The organism is Pseudomonas fluvialis (genome assembly GCF_002835605.1).
GTDB classification, from domain to species: Bacteria; Pseudomonadota; Gammaproteobacteria; order Pseudomonadales; family Pseudomonadaceae; genus Aquipseudomonas; species Aquipseudomonas fluvialis.
This window is the reverse complement of sequence record NZ_PIYS01000027.1, coordinates 19,454-41,197: the sequence shown is the minus strand read 5'-3', so window position 1 is coordinate 41,197 and position 21,744 is coordinate 19,454. Positions and strand designations below refer to the sequence as shown.

Genomic DNA, 21,744 nt, shown 5'->3' with positions numbered 1-21,744 from the left:
AGGGTCCGATGCCCGCAGTGTTCCCCGCCGACTCCGTTGGCCTGGTCAGCCCCCAGCGGCTGGCCTTCCAGCAACCGCTGGCCCTGGCCTGTGGCCGCCAGCTGGACAGCTACGAACTGGTGATCGAAACCTATGGCCAGCTCAACAGCCAGGCCAGCAACGCCGTGCTGATCTGCCATGCCCTCTCCGGGCATCACCATGCCGCGGGCTACCACAGCGTGGACGAACGCAAGCCCGGCTGGTGGGACAGCTGCATCGGCCCCGGCAAGCCCATCGACACCAACAAGTTCTTCGTGGTCAGCCTCAACAACCTGGGCGGCTGCAACGGCTCGACCGGCCCGAGCAGCCTCAACCCGGCGACCGGCAAGCCCTATGGGGCGGATTTCCCGGTGATTACCGTGGAGGACTGGGTGAACAGCCAGGCCCGCCTGGCCGACCACCTGGGCATCCGCCAATGGGCTGCGGTGGTGGGCGGCAGCCTGGGCGGCATGCAGGCCCTGCAGTGGAGCATCAGCTATCCGGAACGGCTACGGCATTGCGTATGCATCGCCTCGGCGCCCAAGCTCTCGGCACAGAACATCGCCTTCAATGAAGTCGCCCGCCAGGCCATTCTGTCCGACCCCGACTACCACGAAGGGCGCTTCCAGGAACTTGGCACCATTCCCAAGCGCGGCCTGATGCTGGCGCGCATGGTTGGCCATATCACCTACCTGTCCGATGACGCCATGGGCGAAAAATTCGGACGCGAGCGCAAGAGCGCCACGCACAACTATGACCTGCACAGCGTCGAGTTCCAGGTAGAGAGCTACCTGCGTTATCAGGGCGAAGAGTTCTCCGGACGCTTCGACGCCAACACCTACCTGCTGATGACCAAGGCCCTCGACTACTTCGACCCGGCGGCGGCCCATGAGGGCGACCTGGCGCGCACGCTGAGCGTCGCCCAAGCCGACTTCTGCGTATTGTCCTTCACCACCGACTGGCGCTTTTCGCCGGCCCGCTCGCAGGAAATCGTCAACGCGCTGATGGCCGCCAAGAAAAACGTCTGCTACCTGGACATCGACGCTCCGCAGGGCCACGACGCCTTCCTGCTGCCCATCCCCCGCTACCTGCAGGCCTTCAGCGCCTACATGCAGCGCATCGAGGTATAAGTCATGCGTGCCGATCTGGACATCATCCAGCACTGGATACCTGCCGGCAGCCGCGTGCTCGACCTGGGCTGCGGCAACGGCGAACTGCTCGCCTGGCTGCGTGAGCACAAGCAGGTCAGCGGCTATGGCCTGGAAATCGACCCGGACAACATCGCCCACTGCATCGAGCGCGGCGTCAACGTCATCCAGCAGGATCTCGACCAGGGCCTCGGCAACTTCGCCAGCGACAGCTTCGACGTGGTGGTCATGACCCAGGCGCTGCAAGCTGTGCATTACCCCGACCGGATCCTCGACGAGATGCTGCGGGTGGGCAAGACCTGCATCATCACCTTCCCCAACTTCGGTCACTGGCGTTGCCGCTGGTACCTGGCCAGCAAGGGGCGCATGCCGGTTTCCGACTTCCTGCCCTATACCTGGTACAACACACCGAACATCCACTTCTGTACGTTCAAGGACTTCGAGGCGCTGTGTCACCAGCGCCAGCTGCGCGTCCTCGATCGCCTGGCGGTCGATCGCCAGCACCGCCACAGCACGGCCAGCCGTCTATGGCCTAACCTGCTGGGTGAAATCGGTATCTACCGCATTAGTCGTGTCTAGGAGAGTTCCCATGCGTGCCCTGTTGCTTTGCCTGCTGACCCTCAGCCTGTCGCTACCTGCCAGCGCCGAACGCCTGCAACGTTTCGGTGAGCTGGAAGTGCACTACAGCGTGTTCAACTCGACCTTTCTGCAACCGGATATCGCCGCCGCCAGTGGCCTGGAGCGCAGCAAGCAGCGCGGTGTCATCAATATCGCCCTGCGCAAGGGCAGCCAGGCCCAAGCCGGCACGGTCAGCGGCCAGGTGCGTAACCTGCTTGGCCAGCGCAGCCCACTGACCTTCCGCGAGCAGCGCGAAGGCGAGGCCATCTATTACTTGGCACAGTTCACCATCGACAGCCGTGAACAACTGGTCTTTGAACTGCAGGTACAAGGCAATGGCGGGCCGGCGCATACGCTGACCTTCACCCAGGAAGTCTTCGCGGATTGATCCCCATGCAGCTCAACGAACTGGTACTGGCCAGCCACAACGCCGGCAAGCTCAAGGAACTGCAGGACATGCTCGGCGAACATGTACGGCTGCGCTCGGTCGGCGAGTTTTCCCGCGAGGAGCCTGAGGAAACCGGCCTGTCGTTTGTCGAGAACGCCATCCTCAAGGCGCGTCATGCTGCGCGCCTGAGCGGCCTGCCGGCACTCGCCGACGACTCCGGGCTGGCCGTCGATGCCCTCGGCGGCGCACCAGGCATCTACTCGGCACGCTATGCCGATGGCCAGGGCGATGCCGCCAACAATGCCAAGCTGCTGCAAGCACTGCGCGAGGTGCCCGAGGCACAGCGTAGTGCCCAGTTCGTCTGTGCCCTGGCGCTGGTCCGGCATGCCGACGACCCGTTGCCGATCATCTGCGAAGGGCTCTGGCAGGGCTGTATCCTGCAGGCTCCGCGCGGCAGCAACGGCTTCGGCTACGACCCGCTGTTCTGGGTCGAGGAGCGCCAGTGCAGCAGCGCCGAACTGGACAAAGCCAGCAAGAACCAGCTCAGTCACCGCGCCCGCGCCATGCAGTTGCTCAAGCAGCGGCTGGGGCTATGAATGCGCCACGCCAGCCGGCGCCGGCCACAGCGCTGAGTGAGCGGCCCGCAGTCAGCGCGTCTTTCGAGCTGCCGCCGCTCTCGCTGTACGTGCACATCCCGTGGTGCGTGAAGAAATGCCCGTACTGCGATTTCAACTCGCATGCTGCCGGCCCCAGCCTGCCGGAAGAGGCATACGTCGATGCGCTGCTGGCCGACCTGGAGGCCGAGCGTGAGCAGGCGCAAGGACGCCCGCTGCGCTCAATCTTCTTCGGTGGCGGCACGCCCAGCCTGTTTTCCGCCAAGGCACTGGGACGCTTTCTCGACGGTGCGCAACAACGCCTGTCCTTCAGCGAGGACATCGAAATCACCCTGGAGGCCAACCCCGGCACCTTTGAGCAAGCCAAATTCACCGCCTACCGCCAGCTCGGCATCAATCGCCTGTCGATCGGCATCCAGAGCTTTCAGGACAGCAAGCTCAAGGCGCTCGGGCGCATCCATGATGGCGGCGAAGCCGTGCGCGCCGCCGACATGGCACGCGCCGCCGGTTTCGACAATTTCAACCTCGACCTGATGCACGGCCTGCCCGAGCAGACGCTGGAAGAAGCACTCGCCGACCTGCATCTGGCGATCGCCCAGCAGCCCAGCCACCTGTCCTGGTACCAGCTGACTATGGAGCCCAACACACAGTTCTGGAGCCAGCCGCCGAGCCTGCCGGAAGATGACATTCTCTGGGACATCCAAGAGGCCGGCCAGGCTCTGCTCGCCGAACAGGGCTACGCGCAGTACGAAACCTCGGCCTATGCCCGGCCACAGCGCCAGGCGCGGCATAACCTCAATTACTGGACCTTTGGCGACTTCATCGGCATTGGCGCCGGAGCCCACGGCAAGCTCAGCCACGCCGACGGACGCATCCAGCGCACCTGGAAGACCCGTCTGCCCAAGGACTACCTGGCCAGCGCACAACGCCAGCAGGCCGGGGCCCGCTGGCTGGACGCACAGGAACTACCCTTCGAATTCCTGATGAACGCCCTGCGCCTGAGCGACGGCGTACCCAGTAGTCTGTTCAGCCAGCGCACCGGGCTGCCCCTCGCGCATCTTGACGCGGCACGCCAACGCGCCGAGCAGCAGGGGCTGCTCAATCCCGACCCACAGCGTCTGCAGGCCAGCCCCCGCGGGCAGCTGTTTCTCAACGACCTGCTGCAACTGTTTCTGTGAAGACAAGGACCGCCCATGGATATGCTTCTCGACCTGATCGTCAACCTGTCACGCTGGAGCCGCGGCCACCTCTACGACATCTCCCTGGCTATCATGGCAACCCTCTTCGTGCTGTTCGGCCCAGGACTCAATGCCTGGGTGCAACGCAGCATCGGTTCGCTCAATTTCATCCTGCGCACGCTGATCTTCGTTATCGTCTGCGCGGTCGGCTACGGCCTGGCCATCGTCTTCCTCACCCCCTGGCTGGCCAAGGGACTGGCGCACTTCAATAACTTCACCTTGTCGCCGGTGCTGCTGCTGGTGTTCTTCATCATCGGCATACTCGCCGACCGCAGCTGACCAGTCGCTCAGCTTTTTCGCCACCTGCGCAAGCATTTTGCCAAGCGGTTCCGCAACGGCCGCGAACTGTCACACCCTGGCACTGCGACGCTGCTCGCCAAAGCGGCATACCCGCCTGCAGCGGCTGCCAGGCTGTGATGCAACCAGCGAACTCGGCACACCTCCCTCCCTAGACTGCGCAGCGCAACCTCACTCCCACAAGGAAACGCTGCATGTCAAAAACCTGGATCGCCGCCGCGGTGGCCACGGCCGTCGTCGGTGGTGCACTCGGTGTGCTGCTCGCCGAACAACCCACGCCCCTGCCTGCGCCCCTGCAAGCGGAAGACAGCCTTGGGCAACCGCCTGCAGTTACGCCAGCCGCCCTGCCTAAGCGTACTCAGCTGCCGCTCAGCGCACAGCCCAAGCACAGCCCCGGTGACCTACCTAGCGAGCGCGTATTGTGGAACGCCGACAGCCTGCGTGAAGAGCACGCGCAAGGGCTCACCCAGTACTACACGCAGATCAATCCACAACTGTTGCAGGACCTGCAGCAGGGCCAAGTCGTCAGTCTGGCCTTGCCTGGCCATGCACAGGTATTGCGCGTCACGCTGAGCCAGACCCGCAATACCGGGGACAGCGCGGTGTGGCATGGCGCGCTGGGCGAAGACGATGATCTGGAAAGCCTGACCCTGGTGCGCGGCAAGCTGGAAACCCATATCAGCGTAGCCACCCGCGACGGCAGCCTGGCCATCATCATCGACAACGCCACCGGCAAGACACAGATCACCGACGAGAACCAACTGGTACTGCGCGCCGACCCTAACGACCACCTGCACTACGACCACCAAGAGCTGGCCCCGCTGCCGCCGCCCAGCCAGGGCTGAAACAAGGAAAATTCCATGAACAAAACGCAATGGCTATCCGCCCTGGCGCTCGCCATGGCCGCCCACAGCGCCCAGGCCAACCCGCAGATCGTCGACATCATGGTGCTCTACACCAAGGATGCCCAGGCGCTGCCCAACGGCCGCGATATCGACGCGCGCATCGCCAGCTATATCGAATACGCCAACAATGCCTATGCCAAGAGTGGCGCTAACCTGCGCCTGCGCCTGGTACACAAGCAGTTGCTGGATTGGGCCGACTACTACGACGTGTCATCCAGCAACCTCAACAAGTTCACCTACGACAGCCGGGTACAACGCTTGCGGGAACAATACGGCGCGGACCTGGTGCAACTGGTCAACCGTACCACCCAGGGCCAGGGCTACGGCGTCTGCGGCATCGCCTGGATGGGCAGCGGCAGCAAGAACAGCGACCGCTTCAACAACGGGGCCAAGGAAATGGCCTATGGCCTGACCGGGGTTGACTGCAGCCTCAGCACCTTTGCCCACGAGGCCGGGCACAATATGGGCCTGCGCCACTCCTACGAGCAGGACCAGCAGGAAGGCTATTACAGCAACAACGGGCACAGCGGCACCCACGAATGGAGCCGTGGTTATGGCGTGCAGGGCCAGTACAGCACCATCATGGCCTACCCGCAGGTCTTCGGCGCCCGCCGTCAGGCCCCGGTATTCTCCAACCCGCAACTCAGCGACAGCGATTGCAGCAACCGTCCATGTGGCGAACATGAGCGAGCCGATGCCGTTCGTGCCCTCAACGCCATGGCCGCACAGATCGCCGCATTCCGTGCCACCCAGGTACCCGTTACTGGCAATCCGGGTGGCACCACTCCACCACCGGCCGAATTGCCCTGGTGCAGCAAGCCGGCACTCAAGAGCCTGGTCGGCAATGGCGAATTCAACAACGGCGAGGGTTGGCGCAGCCTGTTTGGCCAGGGTCGCCTGAGCCTGGTGAATGTCGCGCTGAACTGCCGCGACAATGCCTTGCAGATGGAGACCCAGGGCTTCGATGCGCTGGTCACACCAGTCGGCGCGCTGAACCGCGGCAGCCAGTACCGATTGCGCGCCAAAGCCATGCTCAAGGCACGCGACAGCCGGGAAAATGTCCGCCTGGCCATCCTCCAGGAGCTCAACGACGGACGGCTCAGCTACAGCGCCGAACAGTCGGTCAGCTTGTCGCTCACCGGCAACGAGTTCTCCCGCCTGGAACGCAACTTCACCTTCCAGCCCGCAGCAGACGCACGCAGCACCTATGTTGCCCTGTGGAGCGATAGCGGCAGTAGCCTGCTGATCGACGAAGTCGAACTGGTCGAGGCGCAGGCCGCCACGCCACCGGTTCCACCGTTCCCCAGCCAACTCAGCTGGAGCTTCGAGAATGGCATCGACGGCTGGTCGGGCTTCCACAGCAAGATCCGCGCCAGCAGTTATGCACGCAGCGGCAAGCGCGCTCTGGAAGCCTACCAGCGGCAGTATGAAGGCTCGGGCGCCAGCATCAGCCTGCTTGGCCAGGTGCAGCCCGGCGCACGCTATCAGCTCTCGGTGGACCTGGCGATTGGCCGCAGCAGTGGCAGCAGCGCGGTAGCCTACGCCTACCTGTATGTCGAAGACAGCCAGGGCCGCGGTCAACACCTGAGTCTTGGCCAGCGCGCCACTCGGGCGGGCCAGTGGAGCACACTGGCTCAGGAGGTGCAGTTGCCGGCAGGCACGCTGCGCCGTGCCGAGCTACTGATCCTCGGCACCCAGCGCAGCCAGTCGCTGTTCATCGACAACGTCAGCCTGCGCAAACGCTAAGCACGCTCCGCGATAAAAAAAGCCCGTATCCGGGGATACGGGCTTTTTTATTAACCGCTGAACCGTGAAGCGCGATCAGTTGCCTTCGCGGCGCAGCGCCTGGGCGGTGAAATCACGCGGGCGCAGTTCGGCAGAGAAATCGTACATCGGCTCGTTGTTGTCCAGGCCGTCGACGAAGTAGCGACCACCCTTCAGGTCGTAGATGGTCTCCAGGGTGCTCATGAACATCGGCACGTCGTAGTAATTGATCGAATGGGCTTCCTGCAGGCCACTCAGCTCGCCGTTCTTGTTGTACAGGTCGACGGCAAGGATCTGCCAGCTGTCCTCGTCGATGTAGAAACGACGCTTGGCGTAGGGATGGCTGAAACCGGTACGCAGCGTGGCCTCGACCACCCAGACACGGTGCAGCTCATGACGCAGCAGCGCCGGATTGACGTGCTTCTCCTGGAGAATATCGGTGTACGGAATACCTTTCTGGTGCAGCGCATAGCTGTTGTAGGGCATGAGCATTTCACGCTTGCCAAGCAGCTCCCACTGATAACGATCCGGTGCACCGTTGTACATGTCCACTACGTCAGCGGTGGCCATGCCGCTGGTATCCGGCTGCAGGCTGTCATAGGCGAGCATCGGCAAACGACGCACGCGACGCTCACCACGGTTGAAACGCCAGGCTTTGCGGATCGACAGCACCTGATCCAGGGTTTCCTGCACGACCAGCGCATTACCGGCCAGCTTGGAGGGTGCCACCACACGGTACTTGTAGAAGAACAGGGTGTTGTCCAGATCGCGCAGGCTTACCCCTTCACGGCCGTACACGAAATAGATCTCGCGCTCCAGCTTGAGCAGGTTGTAGGCACCGCTGGCCAATACAGCCGCCTGATTGGTGACATAGCGGAACTGGTCGCCGCGGTAACGCATGATGTGGTTCCACACCACCTCCAGGCCTTCCTGGGGAATCGGGAAGGGAATCCCCGAGGCGGCCCCTTCCACACCATTACCACCGGAGATCATCTGCGCATTCTGCGCGTTGTAACGAGTGGCATCGTAGATACGCTGCGGCACCGAGGCACTACGACGGGTCGGAAATACCCGCAGGTTGTAGCCAGGGTAGGTTTTCAGCAGCGCCTTGTGGCCTTCGCTGAGCTGCTGTTCATACTGCCCCATGTTGCCGGCATCCACCTGGAACAGCGGGCTGTCGGCCTTGAACGGATCGGGATGGTGCATACCCGGCTGATACTCCGCCGGCGGCGTGGTGATTCCGCCCTCCCAGGACGGAATGCTGCCGCTGGCATTACCCGCCTTCTCGGCGCCCAGCGGTGTCAGGTCAGCCCCCAGGCGCGCTGCCTGCACGGCGTCGACCTTGGCCTGAACGGGCAGCGCACAGGCCGCCAACAGCAATAGTGCCAATCGCTTCATCACAACATTCTCCTCGCAGCGGCCGTGGGCCGTACTTCTTGTTGGCTCGTGAGCGGCGCTCGGCGAACCCATCCTGAACATGGTGGAGCAGGTGAGGCCATCCTGGTGCCGGGTGATCCCAGTCTAGTCGTTCATCCCTGTGAGCGGCGTACGCCCTTGGTATATCAGTGCTCGCGGCGGAACTTGAGGTCCCAGACGCCATGACCCAGGCGCTCACCGCGGCGCTCGAACTTGGTCACCGGGCGCTCTGCTGGGCGTGGAATGTAACCGCCATCGACCGCCAGGTTACGATAGCCCGGCGCGGCATTCATCACCTCGAGCATGTGTTCGGCATACGGCTGCCAGTCGGTGGCCATGTGCAATACACCACCGACCTTCAGTTTTTGCCGCACCAACTGCGCCCATTCCGGCTGGACGATGCGCCGCTTGTTATGCCGGGCCTTGTGCCAGGGGTCGGGAAAGAACAGCAGCACGCGATCCAGGCTGGCATCCGCCACGCAGTCACGCAGCACTTCCAGCGCATCGCAGCTGTACACACGGATATTCTCCAACTGCTGTGTCAGCATGCCGTTGAGCAGCGCACCAACGCCGGGGCGGTGCACTTCCACACCAATGAAGTCCTCGTCAGGCGCCGCAGCGGCCATCTCCAGGGTCGCCTGCCCCATACCAAAGCCGATCTCGAAGGTACGCGGCGCCTGACGACCGAATACCTCATCGAAGTCCTGCAGGCCGGCGGCCAGCTCCAGACCAAAACGCGGCCAGCCCAGCTGCAGGCCACGCTGCTGACCTTCGGTCATGCGCCCCGCACGCATGACGAAGCTTTTGATGGCGCGCATCGGCCGCGCCGCGTCGGGGGTAGTTTCTTCGTTCATCAAATAACCTGCGCACGCACCGCGCTGCCCGGCCGGCGACCGGGCGCACGGCAGCAATAGTTAGCGGATCAGACCTTCCAGTGGCGACGAGGCACTGGCATAGAGTTTCTTCGGCATGCGTCCGGCCAGGTAGGCGAGGCGCCCGGCGATCACCGCATGGCGCATGGCGGCGCCCATCTGTACGGGGTCACCGGCATGCGCGATGGCGCTGTTCATCAGCACCGCATCACAGCCCAACTCCATGGCGATGGTGGCATCCGAGGCTGTGCCCACACCGGCATCCACCAGCACCGGCACCTTGGCTTCTTCAAGAATGATCTGCAGGTTGTAGGGATTGCAGATACCCAGGCCGGTGCCGATCAACCCCGCCAGCGGCATGACGGCGATACAGCCCATCTCGGCCAGTTGGCGGGCGATGATCGGGTCATCGCTGGTGTAGACCATCACATCGAAGCCTTCCTTGACCAGCACTTCGGCGGCCTTGAGCGTCTCGATGACATTGGGAAAGAGCGTCTTCTGGTCAGCCAGCACCTCCAGCTTGACCAGCGTGTGGCCGTCCAGCAGCTCACGGGCCAGCCGGCAGGTACGCACGGCATCCTGGGCATCGAAGCAGCCGGCGGTATTCGGCAGGATGGTGTAACGCTCGGGGCTGATCACATCGAGCAAATTGGGCTCGCCGGGATGCTGTCCGATGTTGGTGCGGCGCACCGCCACGGTGACGATTTCCGCGCCACTGGCTTCGATGGCCAGGCGAGTTTCCTCGAGGTCCTTGTATTTGCCGGTACCCACCAGCAGACGGGACGCATAGCTGCGACCAGCGAGCACGAAGGGTTTGTCGCTACGAGCTTGACTCATGGAAACTCCTTGCGCGGCTGTTCAGCCGCCACCAATGGCATGCACCACTTCGACCCGGTCACCGGGCTGCAAGCGATGCTCGGCATGTGCGCTGCGCGGCACGATGTCCAGGTTGACCTCAACCGCCACACGCCGCCCGGCCAACTGCATCAGCTCAAGCAGATCAGCCAGGCTACTGCCGGGTGCTAGTTCAACGGGACTGCCATTTACTTCAATCAGCATGACCGAATAATCAGAAAAAGCCGGGGCGGCATTCTAATCGACCACAACGTTGCACGCTATCCACGCGGCAGTCGCCAGGCGGCCAGGCTCACGGCCAGCCAACCGGCGACCAGGCAAAGGCCGCCCAGCGGCGTGAGCAGGCCCACCGGCCAGCCCCACAGCACCCGTGCATAAAGACTGCCACTGAACAGCAGCATACCCAGCAACCAGGCCGCACTGGCCAGACGCAGGTAAAGCGAGGGCTGACGCAGCAACCACAGGCCGACCAACAACAGCGCCAGGCTATGCCACTGCTGGTAATGCACTGCCGTCTGAAAAACCGCCAGGTACTGCTCACTGAGCCGCGCGCGCAGGCCATGCGCGGCAAAAGCCCCGAGCAGGACACTGGCCGCACCACTCAGACCGGCCAGCACAACTACGATTCGCGTCATGGACTTTCCTTCGCCAAACTGCAGCTGCCTATAATCGCCCACCCCGGACTGAATGACCAACCCTGCATGTTGCGCACCCTGCTCCGTCGACTGCTGAACATCTTCCTGCTGCTCCTGCTCGGCAGTGCCTTGCTAGTGCTCGCCCTACGCTGGATCGACCCGCCCGGCAGTGCGCTGATGGTCGAGCGCAAGCTGGAAGCCTGGCGACAGGGCGAAAGCCTGCAACTGCAGCGTCAATGGCGCGACTGGCAACAATTGCCGGATGACCTGAAGATGGCGGTGATAGCCGCCGAAGACCAGAAATTCGCCAGCCATGCCGGCTTCGATCTGCACGCTATCCGTGCCGCCCTGGCGCACAACCAGCAAGGCGGCAGCCTGCGGGGTGCCAGCACCCTCAGCCAGCAGGTCGCCAAGAACCTGTTCCTCTGGTCCGGGCGCAGCTGGCCACGCAAGGCCCTGGAAGCCTGGTTCACTGCCCTGCTGGAAGCCCTGCTACCCAAGGAGCGCATCCTCGAGCTGTACCTCAACAGCGCCGAATGGGGGCCCGGCATCTTCGGCGCCGAAGCGGCCGCGCGTCACCATTTCGCCATCGGCGCACCCTACCTGTCGCGTCAGCAGGCTACCCTGCTGGCCGCCATCCTGCCCAATCCGCTCCAACGCAGCGCTCGCCAGCCAAACGCCGCTACGCTGCGGCGCGCCGCCTGGATCAGCCGGCAGATGCGCCAACTGGGGGGCAGCCATTACCTGCAACAAATGCACAACAGCCACTGGTCACAGCGGTTGTTCACGCCATGAACGCCGGGGCTGCGCCAGCAGTCCCTGTACCTGCTCATCGACCAGCTGTGCGGTCAGCGCCCACTGCGGGTAGACCCAGGCCAGCCCCTCCGACAGCTCCAGCCGCAGTCGGGGCTTACCAAGACTGGCCGCCAGCTGTTCCGCCGAGACACTGTGCAAGGGCTGCAGGCTGAGGCTGCTGACCGGCAGTTCAGCCCATTGCACGGGCCACTCGCCGGTTAACGCCTGCTCGGCATCCGCCGCCATGCCCGCCAGCACGGGTTGCAGGCGCTCTGCCCAGCTGGCCGACCACTGCAGTTCAGCCTGCAGACGCCAGCCCGCCTGCTCGGCACGCCACAGCAAGCGCGCCTGCGGCTGCCCGGCCTGCAGCCACAGCTGCCCCGCCTGCACTTCCTGCAAGGTCACCAGACGCAACCGCGCATCGGCCAGCGGGTCGAGGAGTCGTACCTGCCAGTCCTGCAGCTCGACCAGCGGCTGCGCCGCACGTCCCAGCCAGAGGGCCAGGGTGAAGATGGCCGAAGCCAGCAGCGCGTAGAACAGCAGATGTTGCACTCGAAGGGCCTGTCGCCACATGCGTGATTTTCCCGGACGTTAGACAGCAAAAAGCCGCACCAAGGTGCGGCTCTGTGCTGCCTGGAATGCTTACGCCTGAATCGAGCCCTTGAGCTTGTTCATGGCATTTTTTTCCAGCTGGCGGATACGCTCTGCAGAAACCTGATACTTGGCCGCCAGATCATGCAGGGTCGCCTTCTCCTCGGCCAGCCAGCGCTGGTAGAGAATATCGCGGCTGCGCTCGTCAAGCTTGTCCAGCGCCTCATGCAGGTGACCACTGGCGCTGTCACTCCAGTCAGCTTCTTCTAGTTGGCGGGCCGGATCATAGCGGTGGTCTTCCAGATAATGCGCAGGCGCCTGGAAGGCCGTGTCGTCGTCTTCGTCACAGCCCGGATCGAAGGCCATATCCTGGCCATACAGGCGGCTTTCCATCTCGCGCACTTCGCGCGCCTCGACACCCAGGCTCTGTGCCACGGCGTTGACTTCTTCGTTGTTCAGCCAGGCCAGCTTCTTCTTCTGCCCGCGCAGGTTGAAGAACAGCTTGCGCTGTGCCTTGGTGGTAGCGACCTTGACGATGCGCCAGTTGCGCAGGATGAACTCGTGGATTTCGGCCTTGATCCAGTGCACGGCAAAGGACACCAGGCGCACCCCCATTTCCGGGTTGAAGCGCTTGACCGCCTTCATCAGCCCGACATTGCCTTCCTGGATCAGGTCGGCCTGGGCCAGGCCATAGCCGGCATAGCTCTTGGCGATGTGCACAACGAAACGCAGGTGCGCCAGCACCATCTGCCGGGCGGCTTCGAGATCCTGCTGGTAGTACAGGCGTTCGGCCAGCTCGCGCTCCTGTTCTACGGAGAGCAGCGGGACGCCGTTGACCGCATGCACGTAGGCCTCGAGGTTGGCACCCGGAGCCAGGGCATAGACAGGTTGCAGGGAAGTACTCATGCGAATCCTCCGATTCACGAAACTCGCGCAGTGTAGCACTGGCGGGTTTGACGGCAAGCCTGTGGATAAGTTCCGTAACGCATTACCGCAAACCCACGGCTAGCGCGGCTGCAGCTCCGAAAGGTGGCGCGCCACGGCTAGCCAGGCACCGATATAGCCGAGGAAAATGGCCCCCAGCAACAACGACAGGCCATCGTCCAGTGGCACCCCCTGTAAGGCGAAGTCACTGCCGTACAGGCCGGCCAGGCGCACTACCGCCGCATTCAACCAGTCCAGGCCGAAGGCCAGCACCAGCCAGGCCAGCAGGCCCGCACCCGTGCCGTACAGCGCGCCCATATAAAGGAAGGGGCGGCGCACATAGGCATCGGTGCCGCCCACCAGCTTGATGATTTCGATCTCGCTGCGCCGGTTCTCGATATGCAGGCGAATGGTGTTGCCGATCACCAGCAGCAAGGCAAGGATCAGCAGCAGGCTGAGACCGAACACAAAGTGATCGCCCAGGCCGAGAATCGCCCCCAGACGCTCCACCCACTGCAGGTCCAGCTGCGCTTGCTGCACGCCCGGCAGCTCCGCCAGACGCAGGCGCAACGCTTCCAGCGCGGCCTTGTCGACCTCTTTGGGGGTCACCAGAATTACCGCCGGCAAGGGGTTTTCCGGCAATTCCTTGAGCGCCTCACCCAGCCCGGATTGCTGCTGGAACTCTTCCAGCGCCTGGCTGCGACTGATCCACTCGGCCTCGGCGACATCATCCAGCGCAGCGATTTCATCGCGCAGACGCGGCCCTTCGCGCTCGTCGAGCGACAACTGCAGGTACAGGGAAATCTGCGCTGCCTTCTGCCATGAGCCGCCCAGCCGCTCGACGTTATCCAGCAGCAGGGCCAGGCCCATCGGCAGCGACAGGGCAATGGCCATCACCAGGCAGGTGAAGAAGCTGCCAACCGGCTGGCGCGCCAGGCGTCGCAGGCTGTCCAGCAGGCTGGCACGATGACTTTCCAGCCAGGCATTCAGCAGCTCGCGGCTGCTCGGCTCATCACCCTGGGCAACCGGCTTGCTAGCCACCGACTGTGGATTGGCGCCGACCCGCTGGGCGGCCTGGCGATTGCGTTGTTCGTCCATCAGCTGGCCTCCCCATCGCCGATCAGCCGTCCGCGCTGCAAGGTCAGCATGCGATGCCGCATGCGCGCGATCAGCGCCAGGTCGTGACTGGCAATCAGCACCGTGGTGCCCAGACGGTTGATGTCCTCGAACACCCCCATGATTTCTGCAGCCAGACGCGGGTCGAGGTTGCCGGTCGGCTCATCCGCCAGCAGCAAGGCCGGGCGGTGTACCACGGCACGCGCAATGCCGACCCGCTGCTGCTGGCCGGTGGACAGGTCGGCCGGCGACTGCTCGGCCTTGTCACTCAGACTGACACGCTCCAGGGCCAGGGAGACCCGCTTGGCGATTTCCGGCTTGGACAGGCCGAGGATCTGCAGCGGCAGGGCGACATTATCGAACACCGTACGATCGAAGAGCAGCTGGTGGTTCTGGAAGACCACGCCGATCTGCCGGCGCAAATAGGGAATCTGCGCATTGCTGATCTGTGCCAGGTCCTGCCCTGCCAGCAGCAACTTGCCGCTGCTCGGCCGCTCCATGGCCAACAGCAGGCGCAGCAGGGTGCTCTTGCCGGCACCGGAGTGACCGGTAACGAAGAGAAACTCGCCGCGCCGCACACGAAAGCTCAGTTCATGCAGGCCGACATGGCCATTGGCGTAACGCTTACCCACCTGTTCGAAACGAATCATGGACGCTGATGACCTTCAGGGAAGAGTGAGCAACTCAGTGCTGTTTATCGGCGAACAGCGCCTGGACGAAATCCTTGGCCACGAAGCTGCGCAGGTCGTCGATACCCTCGCCCACACCGATATAGCGAATCGGCAGGCCGAACTGCTTGGCCAGGGCGAAGATCACCCCCCCCTTGGCCGTGCCGTCCAGCTTGGTCAGCGCCAGGCCGCTCAGGTTGACCGCCTGGTGGAACTGCCGGGTCTGGTTGATGGCGTTCTGTCCGGTGCCGGCATCCAGCACCAGCAGGGTTTCATGGGGCGCCGATTCGTCGAGTTTGCCGATGACCCGGCGCACCTTCTTCAGCTCCTCCATCAGATTGTCCTTGGTATGCAGACGACCGGCGGTGTCGGCGATCAGCACATCCATACCGCGCGCCTTGGCCGCCTGCAGGGCATCGAAGATCACCGAAGCGGAGTCGGCGCCGGTATGCTGTGCCACTACGGCAATCTGGTTGCGCTCGCCCCACACCTGCAGCTGCTCCACGGCAGCGGCGCGGAAGGTATCGCCAGCCGCCAGCATGACTTTCTTGCCATCCTGCTGCAGCTTGCGCGCCAGCTTGCCGATGGTCGTGGTCTTGCCTACGCCGTTCACACCAACCACGAGAATCACATAGGGCTGCTGCGCAGCTTCGATATTCAGCGGTTGCTCGACCGGCGCCAGCAGGGCGGCTAGTTCTTCCTGCAACGCCTTGTACAGCGCCTCGCTGTCAGCCAATTCCTTGCGCGCCACACGACGGGTGAGGTTCTGCACGATGGCCGTCGTCGCTTCCACCCCCACATCGGCGGTCAGCAGGCGGGTTTCCAACTCATCAAGCAGGTCATCGTCGATCGCCTTCTTGCCGAGGAACAGGCTGGCCATACCCTCGCCCAGGCTGGCGCTGGTCTTGGCCAGGCCTTCCTTGAGACGGGCAAACCAGCCACCCTGGTTGTCACCCGGCTTGGCCTGTTCCTGCTGGACCGGCGCGGCCTCCGCTTGCGGCGGCTCGGCCGGCGGCAGCGGTGCAACCACCACGGGCTCGGCACCGGCATTGATACGGAAGCGGCTGAAGCTGGGGCGCGGCGCCTCTGCTGTGGCCGGCAAGGCCTGCGTCATATCCTGCGGCGGTTCGGCGCTTAGCGCTTCGGCAAGCGGTTGCCCAGCAGCAGGCTGGCTGACGGCTTCGACCTGTACGACAGGGGCATCCACAGGCGGCGCTGGCGCAACCTCAGGTAGGCCTGGCGCAGCCTCTACCGCCACCTTTGCCGCTACCTCGGGCGCAGTGGCGGCCTGCGCCACCGTGCTCTCTGGCGGCGTGGGCGTTTCACTGGCCGCCTGCACGGCTGCCGGCTCGTCCTGGGGCTTCTTGCGCAGCCAGCCGAACAGCGACTTTTTCTCGGGGTTTTCCGCAGCGGCAGGCGGGGTGTTCTTCTCGTCGGGGGAACCAAACATGCTCAACAGGCTTCTCTGCGGGAGGCAAGGTGCTCGACCGCTCCTTGCGCTGCACATCTACCCCGCCATCCAGCAGCACGCTGCGGGCGGGAACGTTGCGCGCGACTTTACCACTAACCGCCCGCCTGCGCAGTGTTCGCCGTCAGGCGGGCGGGCCCTGCCAGCCAGGCACCAGGCCACGCAGCAGGCTGTCGATCAGCAACGGGCTGTCGGCCAGCGGATCAAACAAGGCACTGTCACGCGTCCAGTCGGTGAACAGGCCAACCAGCTGCGCGTGCAGCGCCCGCGCCGCCAGGGCTGGGGTGATCTGCGCATGCAGCAGCGGGCGGCACGCCGGGCTGGCAAACAACTGCTCGACCAGCGCGATGAATTGATTGACGAAGGCGTAGTGGCGGGTTTCCGCCTCGCGCAACTCATCGGTGAACTCGCAGCGGTGCAACAGGATGGTCAAGATGCGCCGCTTCTGCGGGTCGCGCGCCAGATTCTGCACCGCCTCCACACACAGCTCGCGCAGCGCCAGCAACGGCTGCTGCGGATCACACTGGCCCAAACGCTCGGCGAGCTGTTCGGGCGGCAGGCGTACGCCGTTGAGCATCTCGTGGAACAGGTGGGCCTTGTTCTCGAAGTGCCAGTACAGTGCCCCGCGCGTCACCCCGGCCGCCCGGGCGATCTGCTCCAGTGTGGTGTGTGCCACACCCTGGGCCAGGAACAGCTGTTCGGCAGCCTCCAGCAGCTGCTGGCGGGTCTGCTCGGCCTGTTGTTTGGTACGACGCATGCGCTGTGCGAAACCTCCACGGTATGCAGAACAGATGCACGGCTGGCAAATCCAGGTCGGGCGACTTAACTACAGACAGGCCAGACCTGGCCATAGCGCGTTCAGTGTAACGGTAAAAGGCACGCAAGGCGCCTTTACAAACAGTCGTGTATGTAACAGCATCGCCCACCTTGTCGTTTTTCACCCCTCCCGCAGTGGCACGGCCGACTCCGGGGCGCACTGCCGCCGCACAACCGGCCAACGACCGCCACCCGCCAGGGGTGTTTAACGCTGTACTGCCAACGTGGCCGGCCCCTGGCCCGCCTGAACGGCCAACGCGGAGAGAGACATCCATGCCACTGATTCATCATCGCGCCGCCACAGCGCTATTTTGCCTGGCCCTGGGCCTGCCGCTGACCAGCCTGGCCGCCGGTCCGGGTGGCGACATGCCGCCGCCTGAAGTACATATCGAGGTAGTGCAGCCTGCTGACCAGCCGTTGGTCTTCGAATATGCCGCGCGCACCGCCGGGTATCGTGAGGTCGAGGTACGCGCACAGGTCAGCGGCATCCTCCAGGAGCGTACTTACCAGGAAGGTAGCGCCGTCAAGCAGGGTCAGGTGCTGTTTCGCATCGACCCGCGCACCTATGCCGCCGCCCTGGCCCGCGCCAAGGCCAGCCTGGCCCAGGAGCAGGCGCGTTTCCGCCAGGCGGAGCGCAACCTCAAGCGCATCGGCGAATTGCAGAAGAAGGGCTACGCCAGCGAAAGCGAACTGGATAACGCCATTTCCAGCTTCGAACAGAGCAAGGCCAATATCCAGGCGGCCGAAGCCGAGGTCCTGTCACGACAGATCGACCTCGACTACACCACGGTGAAGGCGCCCATCTCCGGCATCACCAGCAAGGAAACCCGCTCCGAGGGCAGCCTGGTGGTCGCTGGCGACCCCAACTCCAGCCTGTTGACCAACATCACCCAGCTCGACCCGATCTACGTCAACTTCGCCTACCCGGACCGCGAGGCCGAACGCCTGCGCTCCGCGGTACAAAGCGGCAACCTGATGCTGCCGAACGATGGCCAGCTGCTGGCCCAGGTGCAGTTCGGTGACGGCTCCTTCTACCCGCTGGAAGGCAAGGTCGACTTCACCGACAGCCTGGTCGATCGCGGCACCGGCACGGTCAGCGCACGCGCCGTGGTCGCCAACCCCGAGCAGAAACTGTTGCCGGGCCAGTTCGTCCGCGTGCTGGTCAAGGGCATCAGCCAACGTAATGCGCTGAGCGTACCGGAACGCGCGGTGGCCCAGGGCCCGCAGGGCACCTTCGTGTATATCGTCGACGAGCAGGGCCTGGCGCAGATCCGCCCGGTGAAGACCGGACGCACCAGCCATGGCCGCTGGCTGATCGACAGCGGCCTGCAGGCCGGCGACAAGGTGATCGTCGAAGGTCTGCCGCGGGTTCGCCCCGCTGCCCCGGTGACCGTGCGCGAGCAGGCTGAGTAATTTCCCAGAACGCGCCGGCCCAGGGCCGGCGCCGTGCTGTCGTGGTACGGCAGCGAGGAGCGTTTGACGTGATATCCCGCTTTTTCATCGACCGCCCGGTATTCGCCACGGTCATCTCGGTGGTCATCGTGCTGGCCGGCCTGGCTGCCATGCGCAGCCTGCCGGTGGCCCAGTACCCGCAGATCCTCCCGCCCCAGGTACAGGTCAGCGCCGCCTACCCCGGTGCCAGTGCGCAGGTCATCGCAGAGACCGTGGCTGCGCCGCTGGAGCAAAGCATCAACGGCGTCGAGGGCATGATCTACCAGCTGTCCAACTCGGCGAGCAGCGGCGCCATGAGCCTGACCGCCTACTTCCAGGTCGGCACCGACCCCGACCAGGCGACCATCGACGTCAACAACCGGGTACAGGCCGCACTGGCCAAGCTGCCCGAGGAAGTACGCCGCCAGGGCGTCAAGGTGGAGAAGAAGTCCTCGGACATTCTCCAGGTGATCAACCTGTACTCGCCGGACAACTCGCAGGACCCGGTGTTCATCTCCAACTACGCGCTGATCAACATCATCGATGAACTCAAGCGCCTGCCCGGCGTAGGGGACGTCCGCCAGTTCGGCTCCAAGGACTACTCCATGCGCATCTGGCTGCGCCCGGACAAGCTGGCCCAGTACAACCTCAGCCCGGCCGACGTGGTGCGCGCCATCCGCGAGCAGAACGCGCAGTTCGCCGCCGGCAGCTTCGGCCAGGCACCGCTGCCCACGCCGCAGGACTTCACCTATACGGTGACCACCCAGGGTCGCTTCAAGGACCCCAAGGAGTTCGAGCAGGTCATCCTGCGGGCCGACCAGACCGGCGCCAGCCTGCGTCTCAAGGATGTCGCCCGCATCGAACTGGGGGCCCAGGACTATTCGCTGGTCACCTCGCTGAACGGCCAGCAGAACGCCGCCTTCGGCGTGTTCCTGCAACCCGGCGCGAATGCCCTGGACACCGCCAGCGCGGTGCGTGATGCGCTGGAACGCCTGGCGCAGCGCTTTCCCCAGGGCATGACCTACAAGATTCCCTACGACACCACCAAGTTCGTGCAGATCTCCATCGACGAGGTGGTCAAGACCTTCTTCGAAGCCCTGCTGCTGGTAGTGCTGGTGGTCTTCCTGTTCCTGCAAAATTGGCGGGCCACGCTGATCCCGGTACTGGCCATCCCGGTGTCGCTGGTCGGCACCTTCGCCGGAATGTACCTGCTGGGTTTCTCGATCAACCTGCTGACCCTGTTCGGCATGGTGCTGGCCATCGGTATCGTGGTGGATGACGCCATCGTGGTCATCGAGAACGTCGAGCGGGTCATGCGCACCCAGAAACTCGATGCGCGCAGCGCGGCGATCAAGGCCATGGAGGAAGTCACCGGACCGATCATCGCCATCGTCCTGGTGCTCTGCGCGGTGTTCGTCCCGGTGGGCTTCCTCGGCGGCCTGGCCGGGGAGATGTATAAACAGTTCGCCATCACCATCGCCGTGTCGGTGGTGATCTCCGGGATCGTTGCGCTGACCCTGTCGCCGGCCCTGTGCGCCCTGCTGCTCAAGGAAACGCATGAGCAACCCGCCGCACCCTTCCGCCTGTTCAACCGCCTGTTCGACCGCGCCACGGCGCTGTACAGCGCCGGCGTGGCGTTCTTCCTCAAGCGCGCCCTGCTCGGCCTGCTGCTGTTCGGCGGCATGCTGCTGCTGACCTTCGAGCTATTCGGCCGGGTGCCTGGCTCGCTGGTTCCGGAAGAGGACCAGGGCTATGTGATCAACGCCTATTTCCTGCCACCGGCCGCTTCGGTGAGCCGTACCGATGCGCTGACCAGCGACTTCACCCAGCGCCTGATGGAACATCCGGCAGTGGATAACGTGGTGACCTTCGCCGGTTTCGACATCCTCACCTTCGGCCAGCGCACCAACGCCGGGGTGTCCTTCGTGCCGCTCAAGGACTGGTCGGAGCGCACCACGCCGGAACTGGATGCGCGCAACCTGACCCGTGAAATCATGGGCATGGGCATGGCCGAGAAAGACGGCATGGTGCTCTCGTTCAACCCGCCACCGATCTCCGGGATGAGCACCACCGGCGGCTTCGAAGGCTTCATCCAGGACCGCGCCGGCGCCGGCACCGAGCAACTGGCCGCCAAGGTCCAGGCCTTCCTTGCCGCCGCACAGAAACGCCCGGAGCTGGCCGGTCTGCAAAGCACCTTCAGCGCCAACGTGCCGCAGTACTACATCGACCTCGACCGCACCAAGGCCGCCGCGCTGGGCGTCGCGGTGAGCGATGTGTTCACCGCCATGCAGTCGACCTTCGGCAGCTACTACGTCAACGACTTCAGCCTGTACGGGCGGATCTGGCAGGTCAGCCTGCAGTCGGAAGCCGAGTTCCGCAGCAAGCCGGACGACCTGTCGCAGGTCTACGTGCGCTCGGCCAGCAGCGGCGAGCTGATCCCGCTGACCAGTCTGATCAAGGTACGCCGCATCCTCGGCCCGGATACCTACGCGCGCTTCAACGTCTATCCGGCGGCCAAGCTGCTCGGAGGCCCGGCCCCCGGCTACAGCTCCGGGCAGGCGCTGGCAGCCATGCAGGAAGTCGCCGACGAAGTACTCGGCGCGGATTACAGCCTGGCCTGGATCGGCTCGGCCTACCAAGAACAGGCTACCCAGGGCTCAGGCAGCCTGGCCTTCGTGTTCGGCCTGATCATGGTGTTCCTCATCCTCGCCGCCCAGTACGAGCGCTGGACCCTGCCGCTGGCCGTGGTGACCGCCGTGCCCTTCGCGGTGTTCGGCGCCATCCTCGCTGTCTGGCTGCGCGACCTGCAGAACGACGTGTACTTCCAGGTCGGCCTGATCACCCTGATCGGCCTGGCGGCGAAGAACGCCATTCTGATCATCGAGTTCGCCGTGTTGCTGCGCGACGAGGGCAAGGGGCTGTTCGAGTCGGCGCTGGAGGCAGCAAAACTGCGCTTCCGGCCGATCGTCATGACCTCGCTGGCCTTCATCCTCGGCTGTGTGCCGCTGGCCATCAGCAGCGGCGCCGGCTCGGCCAGCCGCCATTCGATCGGCACCGGGGTGATCGGCGGGATGCTGGCGGCCACGCTGCTGGCGACCTTCCTCATCCCGATGTTCTACCTGCTGGTCGAACGCGCCAGTGAGCGCCTGCGCGGCAAGCGCAGCTAA

General features: G+C 64.3%; 22 protein-coding genes. 11 read left to right on the top strand and 11 right to left on the bottom strand.

Annotated elements, in window-relative coordinates; all coding sequences use genetic code 11:
* The first annotated feature begins 8 nt into the window (after nucleotides 1-8).
* From metX to mep72, 8 genes are all read left to right on the top strand, one after another.
* Entirely contained in the window at nucleotides 9-1,148 is a 1,140-nt protein-coding gene (gene metX / locus CW360_RS13175; protein WP_101194009.1) for a homoserine O-succinyltransferase MetX, read from the top strand.
* Nucleotides 1,149-1,151: 3 nt separating this feature from the next.
* The gene (gene metW / locus CW360_RS13170; protein WP_101194008.1) at nucleotides 1,152-1,745 is read left to right on the top strand and encodes a methionine biosynthesis protein MetW; all 594 of its coding nucleotides are present in this window, start codon (nucleotides 1,152-1,154) and stop codon (nucleotides 1,743-1,745) included.
* Nucleotides 1,746-1,755: 10 nt separating this feature from the next.
* Nucleotides 1,756-2,172 carry a DUF4426 domain-containing protein gene (locus tag CW360_RS13165; protein ID WP_093984913.1) on the top strand — a complete coding sequence of 139 codons (417 nt, stop codon included), beginning with the start codon at nucleotides 1,756-1,758 and terminating at the stop codon, nucleotides 2,170-2,172.
* Between the two features lie 5 nt (nucleotides 2,173-2,177).
* Nucleotides 2,178-2,768 carry an RdgB/HAM1 family non-canonical purine NTP pyrophosphatase gene (gene rdgB, locus CW360_RS13160; protein WP_101194007.1) on the top strand — a complete coding sequence of 197 codons (591 nt, stop codon included), beginning with the start codon at nucleotides 2,178-2,180 and terminating at the stop codon, nucleotides 2,766-2,768.
* Nucleotides 2,765-3,964 carry a radical SAM family heme chaperone HemW gene (gene hemW, locus CW360_RS13155; protein WP_093984911.1) on the top strand — a complete coding sequence of 400 codons (1,200 nt, stop codon included), beginning with the start codon at nucleotides 2,765-2,767 and terminating at the stop codon, nucleotides 3,962-3,964. The genes rdgB and hemW overlap by 4 nt, the downstream gene beginning before the upstream one ends.
* A gap of 15 nt (nucleotides 3,965-3,979) precedes the next feature.
* Entirely contained in the window at nucleotides 3,980-4,303 is a 324-nt protein-coding gene (locus CW360_RS13150; protein WP_093984910.1) for a DUF3392 domain-containing protein, read from the top strand.
* 212 nt (nucleotides 4,304-4,515) lie between these two features.
* Complete coding sequence (gene bamI, locus CW360_RS13145) at nucleotides 4,516-5,166, top strand: biofilm-associated metzincin protease inhibitor BamI (RefSeq protein ID WP_101194006.1); 651 nt, start codon at nucleotides 4,516-4,518, stop codon at nucleotides 5,164-5,166.
* Between the two features lie 15 nt (nucleotides 5,167-5,181).
* The gene (mep72, locus tag CW360_RS13140) at nucleotides 5,182-6,972 is read left to right on the top strand and encodes a biofilm-associated metzincin protease Mep72 (protein WP_101194005.1); all 1,791 of its coding nucleotides are present in this window, start codon (nucleotides 5,182-5,184) and stop codon (nucleotides 6,970-6,972) included.
* Nucleotides 6,973-7,047: 75 nt separating this feature from the next.
* On the opposite strand, the gene CW360_RS13135 is transcribed toward mep72, so the two are convergent.
* The 5 genes from CW360_RS13135 to CW360_RS13115 all read right to left on the bottom strand — a co-directional run bounded on the left by CW360_RS13135 (nucleotide 7,048) and on the right by CW360_RS13115 (nucleotide 10,768).
* On the bottom strand, nucleotides 7,048-8,388 hold the full coding sequence (locus tag CW360_RS13135) for a DUF1329 domain-containing protein (protein ID WP_170307395.1): 1,341 nt from the start codon (nucleotides 8,386-8,388) through the stop codon (nucleotides 7,048-7,050).
* Nucleotides 8,389-8,552: 164 nt separating this feature from the next.
* The gene (gene trmB / locus CW360_RS13130) at nucleotides 8,553-9,224 is read right to left on the bottom strand and encodes a tRNA (guanosine(46)-N7)-methyltransferase TrmB (RefSeq protein ID WP_245874728.1); all 672 of its coding nucleotides are present in this window, start codon (nucleotides 9,222-9,224) and stop codon (nucleotides 8,553-8,555) included.
* Nucleotides 9,225-9,320: 96 nt separating this feature from the next.
* A complete protein-coding gene (locus tag CW360_RS13125) occupies nucleotides 9,321-10,115 on the bottom strand; it encodes a thiazole synthase (protein ID WP_101194002.1) in 795 nt (264 codons plus the stop codon).
* Nucleotides 10,116-10,136: 21 nt separating this feature from the next.
* The gene (gene thiS / locus CW360_RS13120) at nucleotides 10,137-10,337 is read right to left on the bottom strand and encodes a sulfur carrier protein ThiS (RefSeq protein WP_093984904.1); all 201 of its coding nucleotides are present in this window, start codon (nucleotides 10,335-10,337) and stop codon (nucleotides 10,137-10,139) included.
* Nucleotides 10,338-10,393: 56 nt separating this feature from the next.
* On the bottom strand, nucleotides 10,394-10,768 hold the full coding sequence (locus CW360_RS13115; protein WP_101194001.1) for a DUF423 domain-containing protein: 375 nt from the start codon (nucleotides 10,766-10,768) through the stop codon (nucleotides 10,394-10,396).
* Between the two features lie 66 nt (nucleotides 10,769-10,834).
* Here CW360_RS13115 and mtgA point away from each other — a divergent pair, with 66 nt between their 5' ends.
* Nucleotides 10,835-11,563: a monofunctional biosynthetic peptidoglycan transglycosylase gene (gene mtgA, locus CW360_RS13110; RefSeq protein WP_101194000.1), complete on the top strand. Its 729-nt coding sequence runs from the start codon at nucleotides 10,835-10,837 to the stop codon at nucleotides 11,561-11,563.
* Here mtgA and CW360_RS13105 read toward each other — a convergent pair.
* The 6 genes from CW360_RS13105 to CW360_RS13080 form a co-directional block, all read right to left on the bottom strand.
* Nucleotides 11,540-12,136 carry a hypothetical protein gene (locus CW360_RS13105; RefSeq protein ID WP_093984901.1) on the bottom strand — a complete coding sequence of 199 codons (597 nt, stop codon included), beginning with the start codon at nucleotides 12,134-12,136 and terminating at the stop codon, nucleotides 11,540-11,542. The two genes, mtgA and CW360_RS13105, sit on opposite strands and share 24 nt — an antisense overlap.
* Before the next feature lie 69 nt (nucleotides 12,137-12,205).
* Complete coding sequence (rpoH, locus tag CW360_RS13100) at nucleotides 12,206-13,060, bottom strand: RNA polymerase sigma factor RpoH (RefSeq protein WP_101193999.1); 855 nt, start codon at nucleotides 13,058-13,060, stop codon at nucleotides 12,206-12,208.
* Between the two features lie 99 nt (nucleotides 13,061-13,159).
* Entirely contained in the window at nucleotides 13,160-14,176 is a 1,017-nt protein-coding gene (ftsX, locus tag CW360_RS13095; protein WP_093984899.1) for a permease-like cell division protein FtsX, read from the bottom strand.
* Nucleotides 14,176-14,844, bottom strand: coding sequence for a cell division ATP-binding protein FtsE (gene ftsE / locus CW360_RS13090; RefSeq protein ID WP_093984898.1), 669 nt, complete (start codon nucleotides 14,842-14,844; stop codon nucleotides 14,176-14,178). Before ftsE ends, ftsX begins: the two co-directional genes overlap by 1 nt.
* Nucleotides 14,845-14,878: 34 nt before the next feature.
* Nucleotides 14,879-16,312, bottom strand: a complete 1,434-nt coding sequence (gene ftsY, locus CW360_RS13085) for a signal recognition particle-docking protein FtsY (protein ID WP_101194188.1) — start codon at nucleotides 16,310-16,312, stop codon at nucleotides 14,879-14,881.
* Nucleotides 16,313-16,454: 142 nt separating this feature from the next.
* Nucleotides 16,455-17,087: a TetR family transcriptional regulator gene (locus CW360_RS13080; protein WP_101193998.1), complete on the bottom strand. Its 633-nt coding sequence runs from the start codon at nucleotides 17,085-17,087 to the stop codon at nucleotides 16,455-16,457.
* A 332-nt stretch (nucleotides 17,088-17,419) separates the two neighbouring features.
* Between CW360_RS13080 and CW360_RS13075 the strand changes: the two genes are divergently transcribed.
* Both CW360_RS13075 and CW360_RS13070 read left to right on the top strand, forming a co-directional pair.
* On the top strand, nucleotides 17,420-18,559 hold the full coding sequence (locus tag CW360_RS13075; RefSeq protein WP_101193997.1) for an efflux RND transporter periplasmic adaptor subunit: 1,140 nt from the start codon (nucleotides 17,420-17,422) through the stop codon (nucleotides 18,557-18,559).
* 68 nt (nucleotides 18,560-18,627) lie between these two features.
* Complete coding sequence (locus tag CW360_RS13070) at nucleotides 18,628-21,744, top strand: efflux RND transporter permease subunit (RefSeq protein ID WP_093984894.1); 3,117 nt, start codon at nucleotides 18,628-18,630, stop codon at nucleotides 21,742-21,744.